Genomic DNA, 16,623 nt, shown 5'->3' with positions numbered 1-16,623 from the left:
GGGATTTCCGCTGTCACCGGACCGGCCGGGTCCCGCCTAAATGCTAAGTATGCTTAGAATAAGCTAACGCGGGATGGCCCGGTCCCGCACTGCCTGCACCGGAGGAAGAAATGAAGGCTTCACCGACTCTTGCCAGCAATCTCCAGATGGTCCTGACGGACCTGATCGAGCTCCACGTCCAAGGCAAGCAGGCACACTGGAACATTGTGGGAACCAACTTCCGCGACCTCCACCTGCAGCTCGACGAAATTGTCACCAGCGTGCGGCTGTTCGCGGATGAAACCGCCGAGCGCATGCGCGCCCTGCACGCGCTGCCCGACGGCAGGAGCGCCACGGTATCAGCCGACACCCGGCTGGAACAGTTCCCCGAGGGACTCACTGCCACCAAGGACGCCGTCAAACTGATCACCGCCCGGCTGGAGCGGACCGTGAAGACCATGCGGGACGTCCATGACGAGGTGGACGAGGAAGATCCCACCAGCGCCGACCTGCTTCACGCCGGGATTTCGCGGCTGGAGCAGCTGGCGTGGATGGTCAACGCCGAGACCATGTCGGCGAAGGCCCCGGTCACAGTGCCGGACGAAGACTGAATGAAGCCAGAAGCGCGGGCAGTGCGGATCAGTTCGACGCCGCAACGGCTTGGGGCGATGGCGCCGCTGCTTGAGGCCGTGAGCCATGCAGCGGGAGATGTGCCGGCGCTGCTGGCACTGGCGCGTGACGTCGGACGGACAGCGCCCCGCCCCGGCGAAGGCGGCACGGCGCGGCTGTGGGAACTGCTGGCGTCCGTGACTGCCGTGGACGTGGCCGCGGGCCGGGTGCTCGAACCGCACCTCGACGCCGTCGCCATCCTCGCCCAGGCCGGTTTCCAAGCCGGGGAAGAGGGCCCGGCCACGCGCGGGGCTGCAGTCGAACCTGCCGACGGAGCCTGGGGCGTGTTTGCTGCGGAGGGGCCGGGGCTGCGGCTCGACGCCACGGCGGACGGCACCGGGAAATACGTCCTTAACGGTTCCAAGCCCTGGTGCTCGCTCGCTGCCCGGCTCGACGGCGCTGTGCTGACCGCACACCTCGCCGACGGCGGCCGGGCCGCCTTCGCCGTCGACCTGCATGCGCCCGGGGTTTCCTGCGAGACCCCGCAGTGGACCAGCCGGGGCCTGCGCGAAATTCCCAGCGGCACCGTGCACTTCGACGGCGTCAGCGCCGTGCCGGTGGGCGGAGCAGGCTGGTACTTCCAGCGCCCGGGCTTCGCCTGGGGCGGCATGGGCGTGGCGGCGTGCTGGTTCGGCGGAGCCGTTGCCGTGGCCCGCGACTTCAGCGCCGCGCTGGCCGCCGCGGCGGACAAGGGGCGTGAACCCGACCAGATAGCCCTGGCCCACCTGGGTGAAACCGACCGCATCATCACCTCCCTGGCCGGCTACCTGGCCCGGACGGCCGAGCGGATCGACGCCGGTGAACTGTCCGGCTCCGGCGCGTGGAGCGAAGCGCTGCGCGTGCGCGGAACCGTTGCCGCCGCCGTCGAACGCGTCCAGACGGTGGTGGCACAGAACCTGGGCCCGGGCCCCCTGGCCTTCAACGAAGCGTACGGAAAGCGCATGGCCGACCTGTCGCTGTACATCCGGCAGCACCACGCCATGCGCGATGACGCCCAGCTTGGTGCCCTGACCTTGAAAGGGGACCGCTCATGGTGACCTTCTCGCACGCGGACACCGGCACCGCCGAGTCCGAATGGGAGGCCAGCGGCCTGTCCATCCTCCCCGAGCTTCCCCTGGACCCGGGCGAACTCGCCGCCATGACCTTCATTGTGCTGGCGGCTCATCCGGACGATGAAACCCTGGGCGCCGGAGGATTCCTGTCCCGGCTGCACGCCGCCGGCGCGGCTGTGGACGTGCTGCTTTGCACGGCCGGGGAGGCATCGCACCCGGACTCCCCGACCACGACGCCGGAACAGCTGGCCGCCGTCCGGCTCAGTGAGTTCCGGGCCGCTGTGTCCGGGCTGGCCCCCGGAGCGACCCGGCAGTTCCTGCACTTCCGGGACGGCCACCTTGACGCCGACCGGGACCGCATCGCGGCCGCCGTCCGGGAGACCATCGAAGCGTCCGGCCGCCCGGCGAACCAGGTGGTGATCGTGGCGCCGTACCGCTCCGACGGCCACACGGACCACGACGTCCTGGGCGCCGTGGCCGCAGACGTGGCGGCGCAGGGCGGGCACGGGCTGCTGGAATACCCGGTCTGGTACTGGTTGTGGGCATCACCGGGCAACCCTGCCTGGCAGTCCTGGGTCCGTGTGCCGCTCACTCCGGACGAGCAGCGGGCCAAAGCCGCGGCCCTCCTGGCCCACTCCTCGCAGACACAACCGCTGTCCGACCAGCCCGGCGACGAGGCACTCCTTGCCGGGAGCTTCCTGGACCATTTCTCCCGTGCCTGGGAAACATTCGCGTGGCACCGGCCCGCCGGCGGAACCAACAGCGCCGGCGACGCCGAGCAGATCTTCGACGCCGTGCACAGCGGCAACACCGACCCCTGGAGCTACACCACCAGCTGGTACGAACGGCGGAAGCGGGCGCTCACCCTGGCCATCCTGCCGCAGGCAAACTACGAATCCGGGCTGGAAGTCGGCTGTTCCATCGGCACGCTCAGCGTGGAACTGGCGGCCCGCTGCCGGGAGTTCGTGGCGGTTGACGCCAGCAGCACCGCCCTGGCCCGGGCTGCGGATCGCCTCTCCGGCCATCCCTCCGCCCGGACCCTGCACCTCACTGTTCCGCAGCACTGGCCGGAGGGGCGCTTCGACCTGGTGGTGGTGTCAGAGACGGGGTACTACCTGACCGCGGAGGAGCTGGCGGAACTGTTCGCGCAGGTAGAAAGCTCGCTGAACCCCGGCGGGACCCTGGTGCTCTGCCATTGGCGCCATCCGGTATCCGGCTGGGAACTGGACGGGGATACTGTCCACGCACTGGCCCGGCGGCAGCTCCGCTGGCCCACCGAAGGGCTGTACCGGGAGAAGGACTTCGTCCTGGAAGTCCTGGTTGCCCCGGACGGGCCCCACGCCGGAGCCGCCGCACCGGAACCGCTTCCTGCCAGCGGTCCGGACGCACCCCGAGATGGCCAGTGACCTGAGATGGGCAGCGACCTGAGATGACCAGCGAGATGACGGAACGGGCAGGGGACCATCCTGCGGCGGAGGTCCGGTCCGGGCAGGGCATCGAGCTGGTGGTGGTGGTGATGCCGGCCCACAACGAGGACCAGCACCTTGACCGGGCGCTGGCGGCGCTCCGTGCCGCCGCCGACACGCTGCAACGTGAACGCCCCGAAGTTGAGGCGGCCATCACTGTGGTGCTCGACAGCTGCACTGACCGGTCCGCGGACATCGCTTCCGGCTACGTTGCCGCCGATCCGCGGTTCGCGGCCGTGCAGGTCAGGCTGGGAAGCACCGGGGCAAGCCGCGCCGCCGGAGTCCTGGCCGCCGGAATCACCCCGGGGCTGCGGACCGGACGCATCTGGCTGGCCAACACCGACGCCGACTCCGCCGTTCCGCGGAATTGGCTGGTGCGCCAGGTTGAACTGGCCGACGCCGGTGCCGACGCCGTCCTGGGATCCGTAGAGCCGGACCCCGCCGGCACGGAGCCCGCGATCCTGCGCCGGTGGCTGGAGCGGCACCCGTTCAGGGAGGACCATCCGCATATCTACGGCGCCAACTTCGGTGTCCGCGCCTCGGCCTACTTCGCGGCCGGCGGCTTTCCCCGCAGACGCGTCCACGAGGACCGGATCCTGGTGGAAAACCTGCGCAAACAGGCCTACACGGTGCAGGCCACGGACACCATCCGGGTGCTGACGTCGGGCCGCACGCATGCCCGCGCACCCCAGGGGTTCGGCGCCTACCTCCGGGCGCTGGCACTGGAGCTGCCGGTGCGGGACGTGCCCTCGCTGGAGCTGCCCCGCGACAGTGGTGACCTTTGACCCTAGGAGCCTGACCTCCAAGACCGCATCCTCGATCCATGGGGTTCCCCGTGAATGCCGTGGTTCCACGTGTCCGGTGCTGCCCGTGAATGGCAGGCTGCGGCTGTGATTGCCGGTGCCGGTGCCGGTGCGTTGCCGCGGCCCGCCGGACTCAGCTCCGAGGAGGCCGCCCTCCGGCTGCGGAAGGCGGGACCCAACCGGCTGCCGCAGGCCCGCGCCGTCCCGGGCTGGCGCAGGCTGCTGGCCGAGATGACCCACTTCTTTGCCATCATGCTCTGGTGCGCAGCAGTGCTGGCCTACATCGCAGGAATGCCGCAGCTGGCCGTGGCTATCGTGGTGGTGGTGGTGGTGAACGGGGTGTTCGCCTACATCCAGCAGGAGCGGGCACAGCATGCCGCCTCCAAGCTCCGCGAGCTGCTGCCGGCCATGGTGTCGGTCCGCCGCGACAACCGCATCGTCAAGGTCCACACCACCGAACTGGTGCCGGACGACGCCGTGGTGCTGGTGGCGGGTGACCGGGTCCCGGCGGATCTTCGGCTGGCGCTGGCCGCAGGGTGCTCCGTGGACGAGTCAATGCTCACCGGCGAAAGCGAACCCCTGGCCAAGGGCCCGGGGGACACCGTGTTCGGCGGGACCTTCCTGGTCAACGGTGAAGCGGAGGGCATCGTCATGGTCACCGGCGGTGACACCCGGCTCGCGGAAATCGCCGCCCTCACAGGCCAGGTCAAGGCGCCGCCCACCCCGCTGGCCCGGGAACTGCAGCGCATTGTCCGGATCACCGCCACGATGGCCCTGGGCATCGGTGTGCTGTTTTTTGTGCTCTCACTGCTGGTCGGCATTTCCTGGCGGGACGCGTTCCTGTTCGCGATCGGGGTGGCCGTGGCGCTCGTGCCCGAAGGCCTGCTGCCCACGGTCACGCTGTCCCTGGCAGTCGGGGCACAGCGGATGGCGCAGCGCAACGCCCTGGTCCGGAACCTGGAAGCGGTGGAAACCCTCGGCTCCACCACTTTCATTTGCACGGACAAGACCGGCACGCTGACCCAGAACCGGATGAACGCCGTCGAGGTCTGGACCCCGGAAGGGGTGCTCAGCGTCATCGGCGCGGGGTACGGACCCGAGGCCGAGGTCACCGGGGGCGGAGCCGGGGAGGCCCGGCACCTCAGCACTGCTGCATTGGCCGCTTCCGTAGGCCGCGCGGTGCTCCACGAGGGCAAATGGATCGCCGAGGGCGACCCGATGGAGGCCGCCATTGATGCGCTCGCCACCCGGCTGGCAGCTCCCGGGCAGAAACCCGACGAGCTCGAGGTGTCGCACCGCTTTGCCTTCGATCCGCGCCGGCTGCGGGAGTCCGCCATCGTGGGCACCACTCTTTATGTCAAGGGCGCCCCGGAGTCCGTGATTCCGCTGTGCGGCCCGGAAGGCGCGGACCGGGCCCGGCAGATGGTCGACCGGATGGCCTCCCACGGCCTGCGGGTCCTGGCCGTGGCGGAGCGGCCCCTGCCCGGCCTGCCCGGTGCCAGCTTCAAGCTGGAGGCGGTTGAGCAGGATCTGACGCTGCTGGGCCTGATCGGCCTGCATGACCCGCCCCGGGCCGAGGTCCGGCTGGCACTCGAGGCCGCCCGCGATGCGGGAATCAAGGTAGCCATGGTCACCGGCGACCACGCCTTCACCGCCGCCGCCATCGCGCGGGAAACCGGGCTGATCGGATCACCCGAGCTGGTGTTGGAGGGACACACCCTGCCGGAGGACGACGCCGTCCTGACCGCCCTGCTGGACCGCGACGGCGTGGTGGTCAGCCGGGTCACGCCCGAACAGAAACTCCGGGTGGCCCGCCTGCTCCAGCTCAGGGGCCACGTGGTGGCCATGACCGGCGACGGCGTCAACGACGGCCCGGCCCTCCAGCAGGCAGACATCGGCGTGGCCATGGGGCTGAGCGGCACGGACGTCGCCCGCGAGGCGGCGGACCTCGTGCTCCTGGATGACGACTTCGCCACCATCATCGCCGCAGTGGAGCAGGGCCGTGCCACGTACGCGAACATCCGGCGGTTCCTGACGTACCACCTGACGGACAACGTCGCCGAGCTCACCCCGTTCGTTATCTGGGCGCTCTCCGGCGGCCGCTTCCCGCTGGCGCTGAGCGTGCTGCAAATCCTGGCCCTGGACATCGGCACCGACCTGCTCCCGGCGCTGGCCCTGGGCAGCGAGGCCCCCAGCAAGGGCGCGCTCAAACGGCCGCCGGAGCGGAGGCACCTGATGGACCGGGCCCTGATGTTCCGGGTGTTTGGTCTCCTGGGGCCGGTGGAAGCCCTCTTCGAGATGACCGCGTACACCGCCGTGCTCCTGGGTGCGGGGTGGCGCCCCGGCGCGGAACTGCCGGCGTCGGATGTGCTGATGGCCGCCTCGGGTGCCGCGTTCACCACCGTGGTCCTGGCACAGCTCGCCAACGCCTTCGCCTGCCGCAGCGCCTCCGCCCCGCCGTGGCGGCTGGGCTGGTTCAGCAACCGGCTGCTGCTCTGGGCAGTGCTGGCGGAGCTGGGACTGCTGGCGGTGTTCCTGTTCATCGGTCCCGTCGCCACACTGCTGGGCCACGCGCCGCCGTCGCCCGGGGGCCTGGCCGTGGCGCTCGCCGCCATGCCCGCCCTCATCGTTGCGGACTGGATCTACAAGATGATCCGGCGCCGCGGACCTGGCCCTGCCGCTCCGGACCGGCCTCTGGTCCCGCCAGCCGGGCGGCCGGCCGTCCCGCCGGCCGTGCAGCGGCAGGTGAGGTCCAAAGCCTCTGACCCGCGGGAGACGGGCAAACGAGGATCAATCCATGGAGCAAGCGGCGGGAGCAGTCATGACTGAAAGCCACGTGGTGTGGTTCGACGAGATCGGCATGGAGCATGTGCCCCAGGTGGGCGGCAAGAACGCCTCGCTGGGGGAGATGACGCGCTCGCTGAAGTCCCGCGGAGTGCGGGTGCCGGACGGCTTCGCCACCACGGCGGCCGCCTATCGCACCTTCATCGAAGCCAACGGCATTGACGCCGCCATGCGCGCCCGGATCGCGGAGTACCGGGCGGGCGAGACGACGCTGCGGTCCACGGGCGAGGCCATCCGGGAGCTGTTCCTGGACAGCGAATTCCCGGAGGACATCGCCGAGTCCATCCGCAGCCATTACCGAACCCTCGCCGAACGGGCGGGACTGGACCGGCTCTCCGTTGCAGTCCGCAGCAGCGCCACGGCGGAGGACCTGCCGGACGCAAGCTTCGCCGGACAGCAGGAGACGTTCCTGAACATTTCCGGGGAACGCGAACTCCTGGACGCCTGCCGGCGCTGCTACGCATCGCTCTTCACGGACCGCGCCATCAGCTACCGGGAGGTCAAGGGTTTCGACCACCTGGACGTGGCCCTTTCCATCGGGGTGCAGCGGATGGTGAGGTCCGACGTCGGCGCCTCCGGTGTGATGTTTTCCATCGACACCGATTCGGGCTTCCCCCGTGCGGCCGTGATCAGCGCCGCCTGGGGCCTCGGCGAAACCGTGGTCCAGGGCAGTATCAACCCGGACAAATACGTGGTGTTCAAGCCGCTCCTGGCGGACCCCCGCCTGGCTCCGATCATCGAGAAGACCCTCGGTTCCAAAGCCCGCAAGATGGTCTACAGCCGGGGCGGCCACGCGCGGACCCGGACGGTTGAAACGTCGGCGGAGGAGCGGAGTTCGTTCGTGCTGGGCGACCCCGAAATCCTGGACCTGGCGCGCTGGGCGGTGACGGTGGAGGAGCACTACGGCCGGCCCATGGACATGGAGTGGGCCCGCGACGGCGCCACCGGGGAACTGTTCATGGTGCAGGCGCGGCCCGAAACCGTGCAGGCGCGCAAGAGCGGGACGCGCTTCACCATCCATCACCTCCGCGGCACGGGCAAAGTCCTGGCCTCCGGCGCAGCGATCGGCGATTCGATCGCGCAGGGCACGGCGTGCGTCATCCGTAGCACCCGGGACATCGACTCCTTCCGCGACGGAGCCATCCTGGTCACGGAGATGACGGACCCGGACTGGGTGCCGGTGATGAAACGGGCCTCGGGGATCGTCACGGACCACGGCGGCACCACCAGCCACGCAGCGATCGTGAGCCGCGAACTGGGCGTTCCCGCCGTCGTCGGAACCGGAAACGGAACCAGCGTCCTGGGCGAGGGCCAGGCAGTGACGCTCAGCTGCGCGGAAGGGGACCAGGGCCGGGTGTACGAAGGCACAGTCCCGTTCGATACCGAGGACGTGGACCTTGGCGCCCTTCCCGCCACCCGCACCGCCGTGATGGTGAACATCGCCAGCCCGGGGGCCTCGTTCCAGTGGTGGCGGCTGCCGGCGGCAGGGGTGGGCCTGGCCCGGATGGAGTTCATCATCAGCAACCTGATCCGGGTCCATCCGATGGCGCTGGTCCATCCGGAGCGCGTCACTGACGCTGACGAAGCCCGGCAGATCAAGGAGCTGACCAGCGGCTACGCGGACCCGCGGGAGTACTTCGTGGAGGCGCTGGCGCTGGGCATCGCCAAAATCGCGGCGCCGTACCACCCGCATCCGGTGATCGTCAGGCTCAGCGACTTCAAGACCAACGAATACGCACACCTGATCGGCGGCAGCTCCTTCGAACAGCCCGAAGAGAACCCCATGCTGGGCTTCCGCGGTGCATCCCGGTACTACGACGAACGCTACCGGGAAGGTTTCGCGCTGGAGTGCGCCGCCCTCAAACGGGTGCGGGAAACCATCGGCTTCGGCAACGTCATAGTGATGATCCCGTTCTGCCGCACACCCGGCGAAGCGGACCGCGTGCTGGCCGTCATGGCGGCGAACGGCCTGGTCCGCGGCGAAAACGGCCTGCAGGTGTACATGATGTGCGAGATCCCCTCCAACGTGGTCCTGGCCGAGAAGTTCGCCCCCAAGTTCGACGGCTTCTCCATAGGTTCCAACGACCTCACGCAACTGGTCCTGGGCGTGGACCGGGACTCCGAGCAGCTGGCAGCCCTTTTCGACGAACGCGACGAGGCCGTCACTGCCATGATCAGCGAAGCCATCCGCAAGGCGCACGCAGCCGGAATCAAGATTGGAATCTGCGGCCAGGGGCCCAGCAACCATCCGGACTTCGCGGCCTTCCTGGTAGGCGAAGGCATCGACTCCATCTCACTCAACCCGGACAGCTACCTCAAGACCGTGCGGGTGATCGCGGACGTGGAGGCGTCGGCCTGACCTGTGGGCGGTGTCGGGTGCCGGCCCGGGCTCAGCGCGCGCAGCGCATTGAGGATGGTGGCCAGGTCCACCAGTTCCTGCGACAGGGCGCCGGCGATGGCCGGCACGAAGCCCGCAGCCGCGGCCACCATGAGCCCCACGCTCAGCACGATGCCGATCCAGATGCTTTGCATCGCCACCCTGACAGTGCGCTGCCCGATCCGCACCGCGTGCGCCGCCTTGGACAGGTCGTCAAGGATGATCACGACGTCGGCAGACTCGCCGGCCGCGGTGGAACCGCGTGCACCCATGGCGATTCCGACGTCGGCCACCGCCAGGACGGGGGCGTCGTTGACGCCGTCGCCCACCATCATCACGGGACGCAGCGGAAGGGACTTCACCGCTTCCACTTTGTCCGGCGGCAGGCACTCGGCACGGACGTCCGTGAGGCCCACCTCGGCGGCGATATGTTGGGCCGTGGCCAGGGCGTCGCCGGTCAGCATCACCGTTTCGGTGACCCCCAGCGCGGTCAGCTCAGCCAGCGTCCGGCGGGCCTCGGCGCGCAGCGGGTCGCTCATGACCAGGGCCCCGACGTACACCCCGCCGACGCCGACGTAGATTGCCAGCTGGCCGCTGACCAGTTCCGTTTCCACGACGCCGGGCGCGTACTCTGCCACGAAGGCGGGCTTGCCCACCACGACTTCGCGGCCGTCGAACACGGCGCGCACCCCGTGCGTGGCATGTTCCAGCGCCTCGCTGGCCGTCTCGAACCGGAGGTCGCGTGAGGTGGCGGCCTCCATCACGGACGCGGCCAGGACGTGGGAGGAGTACTGTTCAGCGGAGCCCGCCAGCCGGAGCAGTTCGTCCTGGCCCATGGAGTCGGCCGTCACGATGGCCACCAGGGAGGGCCGGCCGTAGGTGAGGGTTCCGGTCTTGTCGAAGGCGGCGGTGCGGACCTTGCCGAGCTGCTCCAGGACTCCGGCGTACTTGACGATGATGCCGGCCTTGGCCGCCTGGCTCATGCCGCCCAGGAAAGCCACCGGCGCCGCGATGAGCAGCGGGCAGGGAGTTGCCACCACCAGCACTTCGGCGAAGCGGGTGGGGCTGCCGCTGACGATCCAGGCGATGGCGCCCAGTGCATAGGCGAACGCGGTGAACGGAATGGCGTAACGGTCGGCCAGGCGCACCATGGGGGCGCGGCTCTCCGACGCCTCCTTCACGAGTTCAACGATCCGGCTGTACTGCGAGTCCGCCATGACGGCGGTGACGCGCATCCGGACCGCGGCCTCGCCGTTGACGGAACCGCTCATGATGCCCTCGCCCGCGGTGCGTTCCACCGGCAGGCTTTCACCGGTGAGTGAGGATTCGTCGAACGTGCCGGCGTCGGAAAGCAGCACACCGTCCAGCGGGACGACCTCGCCGGGCTTGACCAGAAGGATGTCTCCCACCCGGACGTCGGTGGCCGCCACGTCCTCGTGGGCACCGTTTTCGACGACGCCGTTGCTGGCAGCGCCGTTCGCGCCGCCGTTGGGGGGCGCGCCGTTGCCGCCGCCGTTCCGCTCCCGGTGCGCTGTCTGCGGGACGCGCGCCAGCAGCGCGCTGAGTTCGCTCTTCGCCCTGCCGGCCGCGTAATCCTCAAGGGCCGTACCGCCGGCCATCATCAGCACGATGATCATGGAGGCAATGAATTCGCCCACCAGCACGGTGCTGACAATCGCCGTCACGGCCAGGATATCGATGCCCCAGTGCCCTTGGCGCAGCCGCCGCAGCATCCCGAGGGACAGATACGCGGCCACCGCGAGGGCATAGCCGCTGGCGGCAAACCGGGCGATCACCGGCTGGCCGGACGTCACCAGGACGGCGACAGCAAGCAACGCCATCACCGTGCCCGCAACGAGCGGATACCGGAGAACAAGTTTCACAGGTGGATCCCGCCTTTGTCTGGATAACTGGCACGCCACGGCACACCTGGCATGGGCACACTTGGCCTGCGCACACCCAGGGGTAACACTCCATTGAACCCGGGCTGCGAGGGTAGGGGAATAGGTCCTTGAAACGTCACGGTGTGATGCTTCCCAGGGTGGCGTGCGGTGCGCACGTTCGGCGGCTACGCCCGGGGCCGACGGTCAGCCGGTTTCGTTCCGAGCGCCACGACGACGGGTGTGGACGTGCTGTCCGGCGCGCAACCGGCGCAGCAGGATTCGCCACGCCAGGCATTGATGCCCTCCCGGACCGCGATGCCGGCGATGACCAAGGCGGCGCCGGCGTCCGCCCACCACCAGCCGAGGGCGCTGTTCAGGACCAAGCCCACCAGCAGCACGGCGGAAAGGTAGGTGCAGAGCAGCGTCTGTTTGGAATCGGCCACGGCTGTCCGGGAACCGAGTTCCCGGCCTGCGCGTCGCTGGGCCCAGGACAGCACGGGCATGATCGCCAGGCTCAGCGCCGCGATCACGATGCCCGGCGTTGAGTGCCTCGGCTCGTCCCCGCCGGTTAATGCACGGACGGCGTCTGTGGTGACGAACGCGGCGAGGGCGAAGAAGGAGACGGCGATGATCCGCAGGGTCAGGTGCTCGCGCCGTTCCGGGTCTTTGGCGGAAAACTGCCAGGACAATGCCAACGCGGAACTCACCTCGATGACTGAGTCCAGGCCGAAGCCGATCAGGGCTGAGGAGTCAGCGGCCCCGCCGGCCCAGAGCGCCACGACAGCTTCGATGAGGTTGTAGGTGATGGTCGCGGCTGCGAACAGCCGGATCCTCCGGCTCAGGACGGCGCGACGTTCCGGGCTTGGTGCGGTCAGCAGGTCCGTCATGCGAAGCACTCCCCGTCCGGGGCGCAGCAGGACGGATCAACCGCGAGGACCACGCCAATCAGGTCTTTGATCGCGTGGCCCAGCCGGGTGTCCGCGAGTTCATACCGGTTGCGTCGACCGTCAGGAATGGCAATCACCAGGCCGCAGCCGCGAAGGCATGTCAGATGGTTTGACATGCTCTGCCTGGAGACCCCGAGGGTGTCCGCCAGATCAGAGGGGTAGGCCGGGGCGCCGGAGAGGGCCAGCAGGATCCTGGCGCGGGTCGGGTCCGAGACCGCGTAGCCGAAGCGGGCGAGTACGGGTGCCTGAGCGAGCGTTTCCACAGCTTCAAAGTACATCCTTTGATGTATTCACGCCACCGCGGGCCCTTCAGCCCTAGGCGCGGCAGCGCTCCGGCTGTCATGGTTGACCATGGCTGGCGAACCACCCCTCGAACCTCCGCTCGAACCGCGCCGCCGCCGGCTGGCGGCGGTGGTCCTGCTGGCTGTTGCTGTCGTCGCCGCGGTTGTCCTGGCCCTGATCCTGGCCGGAGCGCCGCGGGGACCGGCCCCGCAAACCGGTCCTGCGCCGGAAAGCGGGGCGTCCTCCACCTTTTCCGTTTCGCCGTCTTCAAGGCCGTCCACCCCGGCCCCGGGGGTCCCGGCGTCGTCGGAGCCCCCGCCGTCCCCCTCGCCCGGAAGTCCGGGTGAAGCGACCGATCCGGGCCCTGTCGCGCCTGGCCCCACACCGCCGCCGGAGACGCTGCCCGCACCGCAGTCCCCTCCGCCGGTTGCCCCGTTTCCTGCCGGCCTGGCCGGGCAGGACGTGGAGCTGGTTCCCGGTGCCGGGCCGTCCGTTGCCTTGACGTTCGACGCGGGCGCCAACTCGGCCGGCCTGCCGTCAATCCTGCAGACCCTGGCGGGTTCCGGAGTCCGCGGGACGTTCTTCCTGACCGGGGCGTGGGCCGCGGCCAATACTGCCGGGGTGGCTGCCATCGTGGCCGGCGGCCACCGGGTGGGCAACCACTCCCAGACCCACCCGGACTTCACCGGGCTGCCGGACGCGGGGATCGGGGACCAGGTCCGCGCGGCGGAGCAGTCAATAGTGGCAGCCGGCGCGGACCCCCGTCCCTTGTTCAGGTTTCCGTTCGGTGCCCGTGACACGCGCACCATCGCAGCTGTGAACAACCTGGGCTACGTGCCGGTGCGCTGGTCCGTGGACACCCTCGGCTGGAAGGGGACCAGCGGCGGCATCACGGCACGGCTGGTGGCGGACCGCGCGCTGTCCGCCCTGCAGCCGGGCGAAATCGTCCTGATGCACATCGGATCCAACCCGGACGACGGCTCCACCCTGGACGCCGATGCCCTGCCGCAGATGATTGAGAGGATGCGCCAGGCCGGCTACGGCTTCGTCACGCTGGACAGCCTGCTTGCAGGATAGGCAGCCGCCCTGAACATGGGCCCAATGCCACTGGGCAGGCAGGGCCGATGCTGGTAGGACTGAGCCATGACTGAGTCGCCAACCGCCGCAGCCGCGCTGGCCCCGGTTGACGCCGTGGTTTTTGACCTTGACGGTGTGGTCACGGACACCGCGGACCTCCACTCGGCGGCGTGGAAGGAATTGTTCGACGACGTCCTCCAGGACCCCCGGATTCCGCCAACCGCCCGGCGCGATCCCTTCACGGACGCCGACTACCTGCGTTATGTGGACGGCCGCACCCGGGAGGACGGAGCGGCGGGGTTCCTGCACTCGCGCGGGGTGGATCTGCCGGCTGGCGGCCCGGGGGATGGCCCGGCGGAGTGGACGGCGGTGGGGCTGGGGGCGCGCAAGAACGGGATTTTCGAAAGGCTGCTGAGGCTCCGGGCCGTCCCCGTTTTCCCCGGAACGCTGGCGCTGCTCGAACGCCTCAAGGCCGGGAAGGTCCCGGTGGCGCTCGCTACTGCCAGCCGGAATGCCCGCGCGGTGCTGGCATCCGCCGGCCTTGAAGACGGTTTCGACGTCGTTGTCGACGGGAATACTGCGGCGCAGCTGGGACTGGCCGGCAAGCCGGACCCGGCGCTGTTCCTCCACGCCATCAGCGAACTGGGCGTGGCGCCGGAACGGGCCGTGGTCATCGAGGATGCCGTGGCCGGCGTGGCGGCGGGCCGCCGCGGCGGTTTCGGGCTGGTGGTGGGGATCGACCGGGCAGGACACCGTGCTGAGCTGGAAGCCGCGGGCGCCGACGTCGTGCTTGACGACGTCAGTGAACTGGACCTCGGCCTGGTCATCGCGGACCCATGGCAGCTGGTCTATGAGGGATTCGACCCCGCCCACGAAGGCCACCGGGAGGCCCTGACCACCCTTGGCAACGGCTACATGGCAACGCGGGGGGCGGCCCCCGAACACCGCAAGGACGATGTGCACTACCCGGGAACCTACCTGGCCGGCGTCTACAACCGGCTCACCAGCGTGATCCAGGGGCAGGAGACCGAGGACGAGCACATGGTGAACATGCCGGACTGGCTGCCGCTGGACCTGTGCGTGGAGGGCGGAAAGTGGTGGTCCGAGGGTGGACTGCGGCTCCGCAGCGAGCGGCGCACCCTGGACCTGAAGCGCGCGCTGCTGACGCGGGAAGCTGTTCTGGAGGACGACGCCGGGCGGCAGCTTAACGTGGTCCAGCGCCGGCTGGTCTCCATGGCGGAACCGCATCTCGCAGCGCTCGAGATGACGGTGACAGCCGTCGGCTGGGGCGGCCGGGTGGGCATCCGAAGCGGCTGCGACACAGACATCACCAACTCGAACGTGGCGGTGGAAGCGCTCCTGTCCAACCGGCACCTGGCAGATGTGACGGTCTCCGGGGCCGATGACGGGCCAGGGTCCGCCACCCAGGTTGTCCTGGTGCGCACCACCCAGAGCAGGATCGGCGTAGCGGTGGCTATCCGAACGGACGTTCCCGCCAGCCTGCATCCGGCCAGGCCCGAGGAGCTGGGCGGACTGTTCGTGCACCGCTTTGACGTGGAGCTGCGGGACGGCGAGCGGGCAACTCTCACCAAGACCGTGGCCGTGGCGACCTCCCGCGACCACGCCATTTCTTCGCCCCGGACAGCGGCCGTTGATGTCCTCAACCGCTCCGAGGGAGGCTTCGAAGTGCTGCTGGCCGGCCACGAGGCGGCATGGCGGGGACTGCTCACGCCCTTCATCATCGAGGTGGACGACTCCACCGAGTCGCAGCTGATCCTGAACCTGCATGTCTTCCACCTGCTCCAGACCATTTCGGCGCACACGGCGGAGCTGGACGCCGGAGTTCCGGCCCGGGGCCTGCACGGTGAGGGCTACCGGGGCCACATCTTCTGGGACGAACTGTTTGTCCTGCCGCTCCTGACATCCCGGCTTCCGGCCGTGACGCGGGCACTCCTTGACTACCGGTGGCGGCGGCTGGGCACGGCGCGGGATGCTGCCAGGGCGGCCGGGTTCGCGGGCGCCCTGATTCCGTGGCAGAGCGGAAGCGACGGCAGGGAGGAGACGCCCAGGCTCCTGTTCAACTCCCGTTCCGGCCGTTGGGTGCCGGACTACTCCCACCTGCAGCGCCACTCGGGCCTGACGGTCGCCTTCAACGCCTGGCAGTATTTCGAAGCGACCCAGGACCGCGCCTGGCTGACCCACCACGGCGCGGAGATCATCGTGGAGGTTGCCCGCTTGTTCGCTTCGATGGCGGAGTACGATCCCGCCGAGGACAGGTTCCATATCCGGGCTGTGGTGGGTCCGGACGAGTACCACACGGGCTACCCGGACAACCCCGGCGGCGGCCTGGACGACAACGCCTACACCAACGTCATGGCGGCCTGGGTATGCGACCAGGCCGTGTGGATCATGAGTTCCGTACGGGGTTTCGACATGGACGACTTCCGGCAACGGCTAAGGGTCACGGACGAGGAAATTGACGGCTGGGCGCGGCTCGGCCGAAGGGTGTTCGTTCCCTTCCTTGCCGACGGCATCATCAGCCAGTTCGCCGGGTACGAGAATCTCAAGGAGCTGGACTGGGAGCACTACCGCCGCACGTACCGGAACGTCCAGCGGCTGGACCTCATCCTCGAAGCCGAGGGCAGCAGCACCAACCACTACCGGCTGGCCAAGCAGGCGGACGCCCTGATGCTGCTCTACGTCCTCGGCGAAGACCAGCTCACCACCTTCCTGGGCCGTCTCGGGTACACCGTGACGGCGGAGCAGATCGCCAGGACCGTGGACTTCTACCTTGCCCGGACGGCGCACGGGTCCACGTTGAGCAGGGTGGCGCACGCCTCCGTACTGGCTCAGCTTGATCCGGAACGGGCGTGGGACACGTTCCGCGAAGCCCTCGACGCGGACCTGGACGACACCCAGGGCGGCACCACCCGGGCGGGCATCCACCTGGGTGCCATGGCCGGTTCCATCGACGTCATCCAGCGCAGCTTCGCCGGCCTGCGCATTACGAGGGACGCGCTTGATTTCTCTCCCCGCCTGCCCACGGAGCTCGGCAGGGTCACATTCAATGTGCGCTACCGGGACCAGCTGCTGGCGGTGCACCTGGAGAAGGGCCGCCTGCTGGTTTCCGCGGACCCGGGGGACGCTTCCCCCGTGCTGGTCCGGGTGGGAACCCAGCACGTCCTGCTGCACGCCGGGCGGCATCACGAATTCCGGCTCGGCGCCTGATCCCGGGCACGTAATC

11 protein-coding genes are annotated in these 16,623 nt (G+C 69.4%); 8 read left to right on the top strand and 3 right to left on the bottom strand.

All coding sequences use genetic code 11. The annotated features are described in order from the left end of the window. The first annotated feature begins 110 nt into the window (after positions 1–110). From JOE31_RS21045 to ppsA, 6 genes are read left to right on the top strand one after another with little or no spacing between them, the layout of a single operon-like run. A complete protein-coding gene (locus JOE31_RS21045; protein WP_209747902.1) occupies positions 111–590 on the top strand; it encodes a Dps family protein in 480 nt (159 codons plus the stop codon). After that, the gene (locus tag JOE31_RS21040; RefSeq protein WP_209747900.1) at positions 591–1,685 is read left to right on the top strand and encodes an acyl-CoA dehydrogenase family protein; all 1,095 of its coding nucleotides are present in this window, start codon (positions 591–593) and stop codon (positions 1,683–1,685) included. Then, positions 1,679–3,106 (top strand): bifunctional PIG-L family deacetylase/class I SAM-dependent methyltransferase, encoded by a 1,428-nt coding sequence (locus JOE31_RS21035; RefSeq protein ID WP_209747897.1) that lies wholly within the window; start codon positions 1,679–1,681, stop codon positions 3,104–3,106. Before JOE31_RS21040 ends, JOE31_RS21035 begins: the two co-directional genes overlap by 7 nt. Before the next feature lie 23 nt (positions 3,107–3,129). Further along, positions 3,130–3,951: a glycosyltransferase family 2 protein gene (locus tag JOE31_RS21030; RefSeq protein ID WP_209747896.1), complete on the top strand. Its 822-nt coding sequence runs from the start codon at positions 3,130–3,132 to the stop codon at positions 3,949–3,951. Positions 3,952–4,005: 54 nt separating this feature from the next. Beyond that, a complete protein-coding gene (locus tag JOE31_RS21025; RefSeq protein WP_209747894.1) occupies positions 4,006–6,798 on the top strand; it encodes a cation-transporting P-type ATPase in 2,793 nt (930 codons plus the stop codon). Next, positions 6,791–9,172: a phosphoenolpyruvate synthase gene (gene ppsA, locus JOE31_RS21020; RefSeq protein WP_209747892.1), complete on the top strand. Its 2,382-nt coding sequence runs from the start codon at positions 6,791–6,793 to the stop codon at positions 9,170–9,172. Before JOE31_RS21025 ends, ppsA begins: the two co-directional genes overlap by 8 nt. On the opposite strand, the gene JOE31_RS21015 is transcribed toward ppsA, so the two are convergent. The 3 genes from JOE31_RS21015 to JOE31_RS21005 form a co-directional block, all read right to left on the bottom strand. Next, a complete protein-coding gene (locus JOE31_RS21015) occupies positions 9,124–11,031 on the bottom strand; it encodes a heavy metal translocating P-type ATPase (RefSeq protein WP_245199926.1) in 1,908 nt (635 codons plus the stop codon). The two genes, ppsA and JOE31_RS21015, sit on opposite strands and share 49 nt — an antisense overlap. 227 nt (positions 11,032–11,258) lie before the next feature. Then, positions 11,259–11,960, bottom strand: a complete 702-nt coding sequence (locus JOE31_RS21010) for a cation diffusion facilitator family transporter (RefSeq protein ID WP_209747888.1) — start codon at positions 11,958–11,960, stop codon at positions 11,259–11,261. Beyond that, positions 11,957–12,298 carry a helix-turn-helix transcriptional regulator gene (locus tag JOE31_RS21005; RefSeq protein WP_209747886.1) on the bottom strand — a complete coding sequence of 114 codons (342 nt, stop codon included), beginning with the start codon at positions 12,296–12,298 and terminating at the stop codon, positions 11,957–11,959. The genes JOE31_RS21010 and JOE31_RS21005 overlap by 4 nt, the downstream gene beginning before the upstream one ends. Before the next feature lie 73 nt (positions 12,299–12,371). On the opposite strand from JOE31_RS21005, the gene JOE31_RS21000 reads away from it, so the two are divergent. After that, positions 12,372–13,379, top strand: a complete 1,008-nt coding sequence (locus tag JOE31_RS21000) for a polysaccharide deacetylase family protein (protein ID WP_209747884.1) — start codon at positions 12,372–12,374, stop codon at positions 13,377–13,379. A 66-nt stretch (positions 13,380–13,445) separates the two neighbouring features. Continuing rightward, complete coding sequence (locus JOE31_RS20995) at positions 13,446–16,607, top strand: beta-phosphoglucomutase family hydrolase (protein WP_209747882.1); 3,162 nt, start codon at positions 13,446–13,448, stop codon at positions 16,605–16,607. Positions 16,608–16,623 lie beyond the last annotated feature (16 nt).

Origin of the sequence: Arthrobacter sp. PvP023, from assembly GCF_017832975.1 — a bacterium.
Classification (GTDB): Bacteria; Actinomycetota; Actinomycetes; order Actinomycetales; family Micrococcaceae; genus Arthrobacter.
This window is presented reverse-complemented; position numbering and strand designations above follow the sequence as displayed.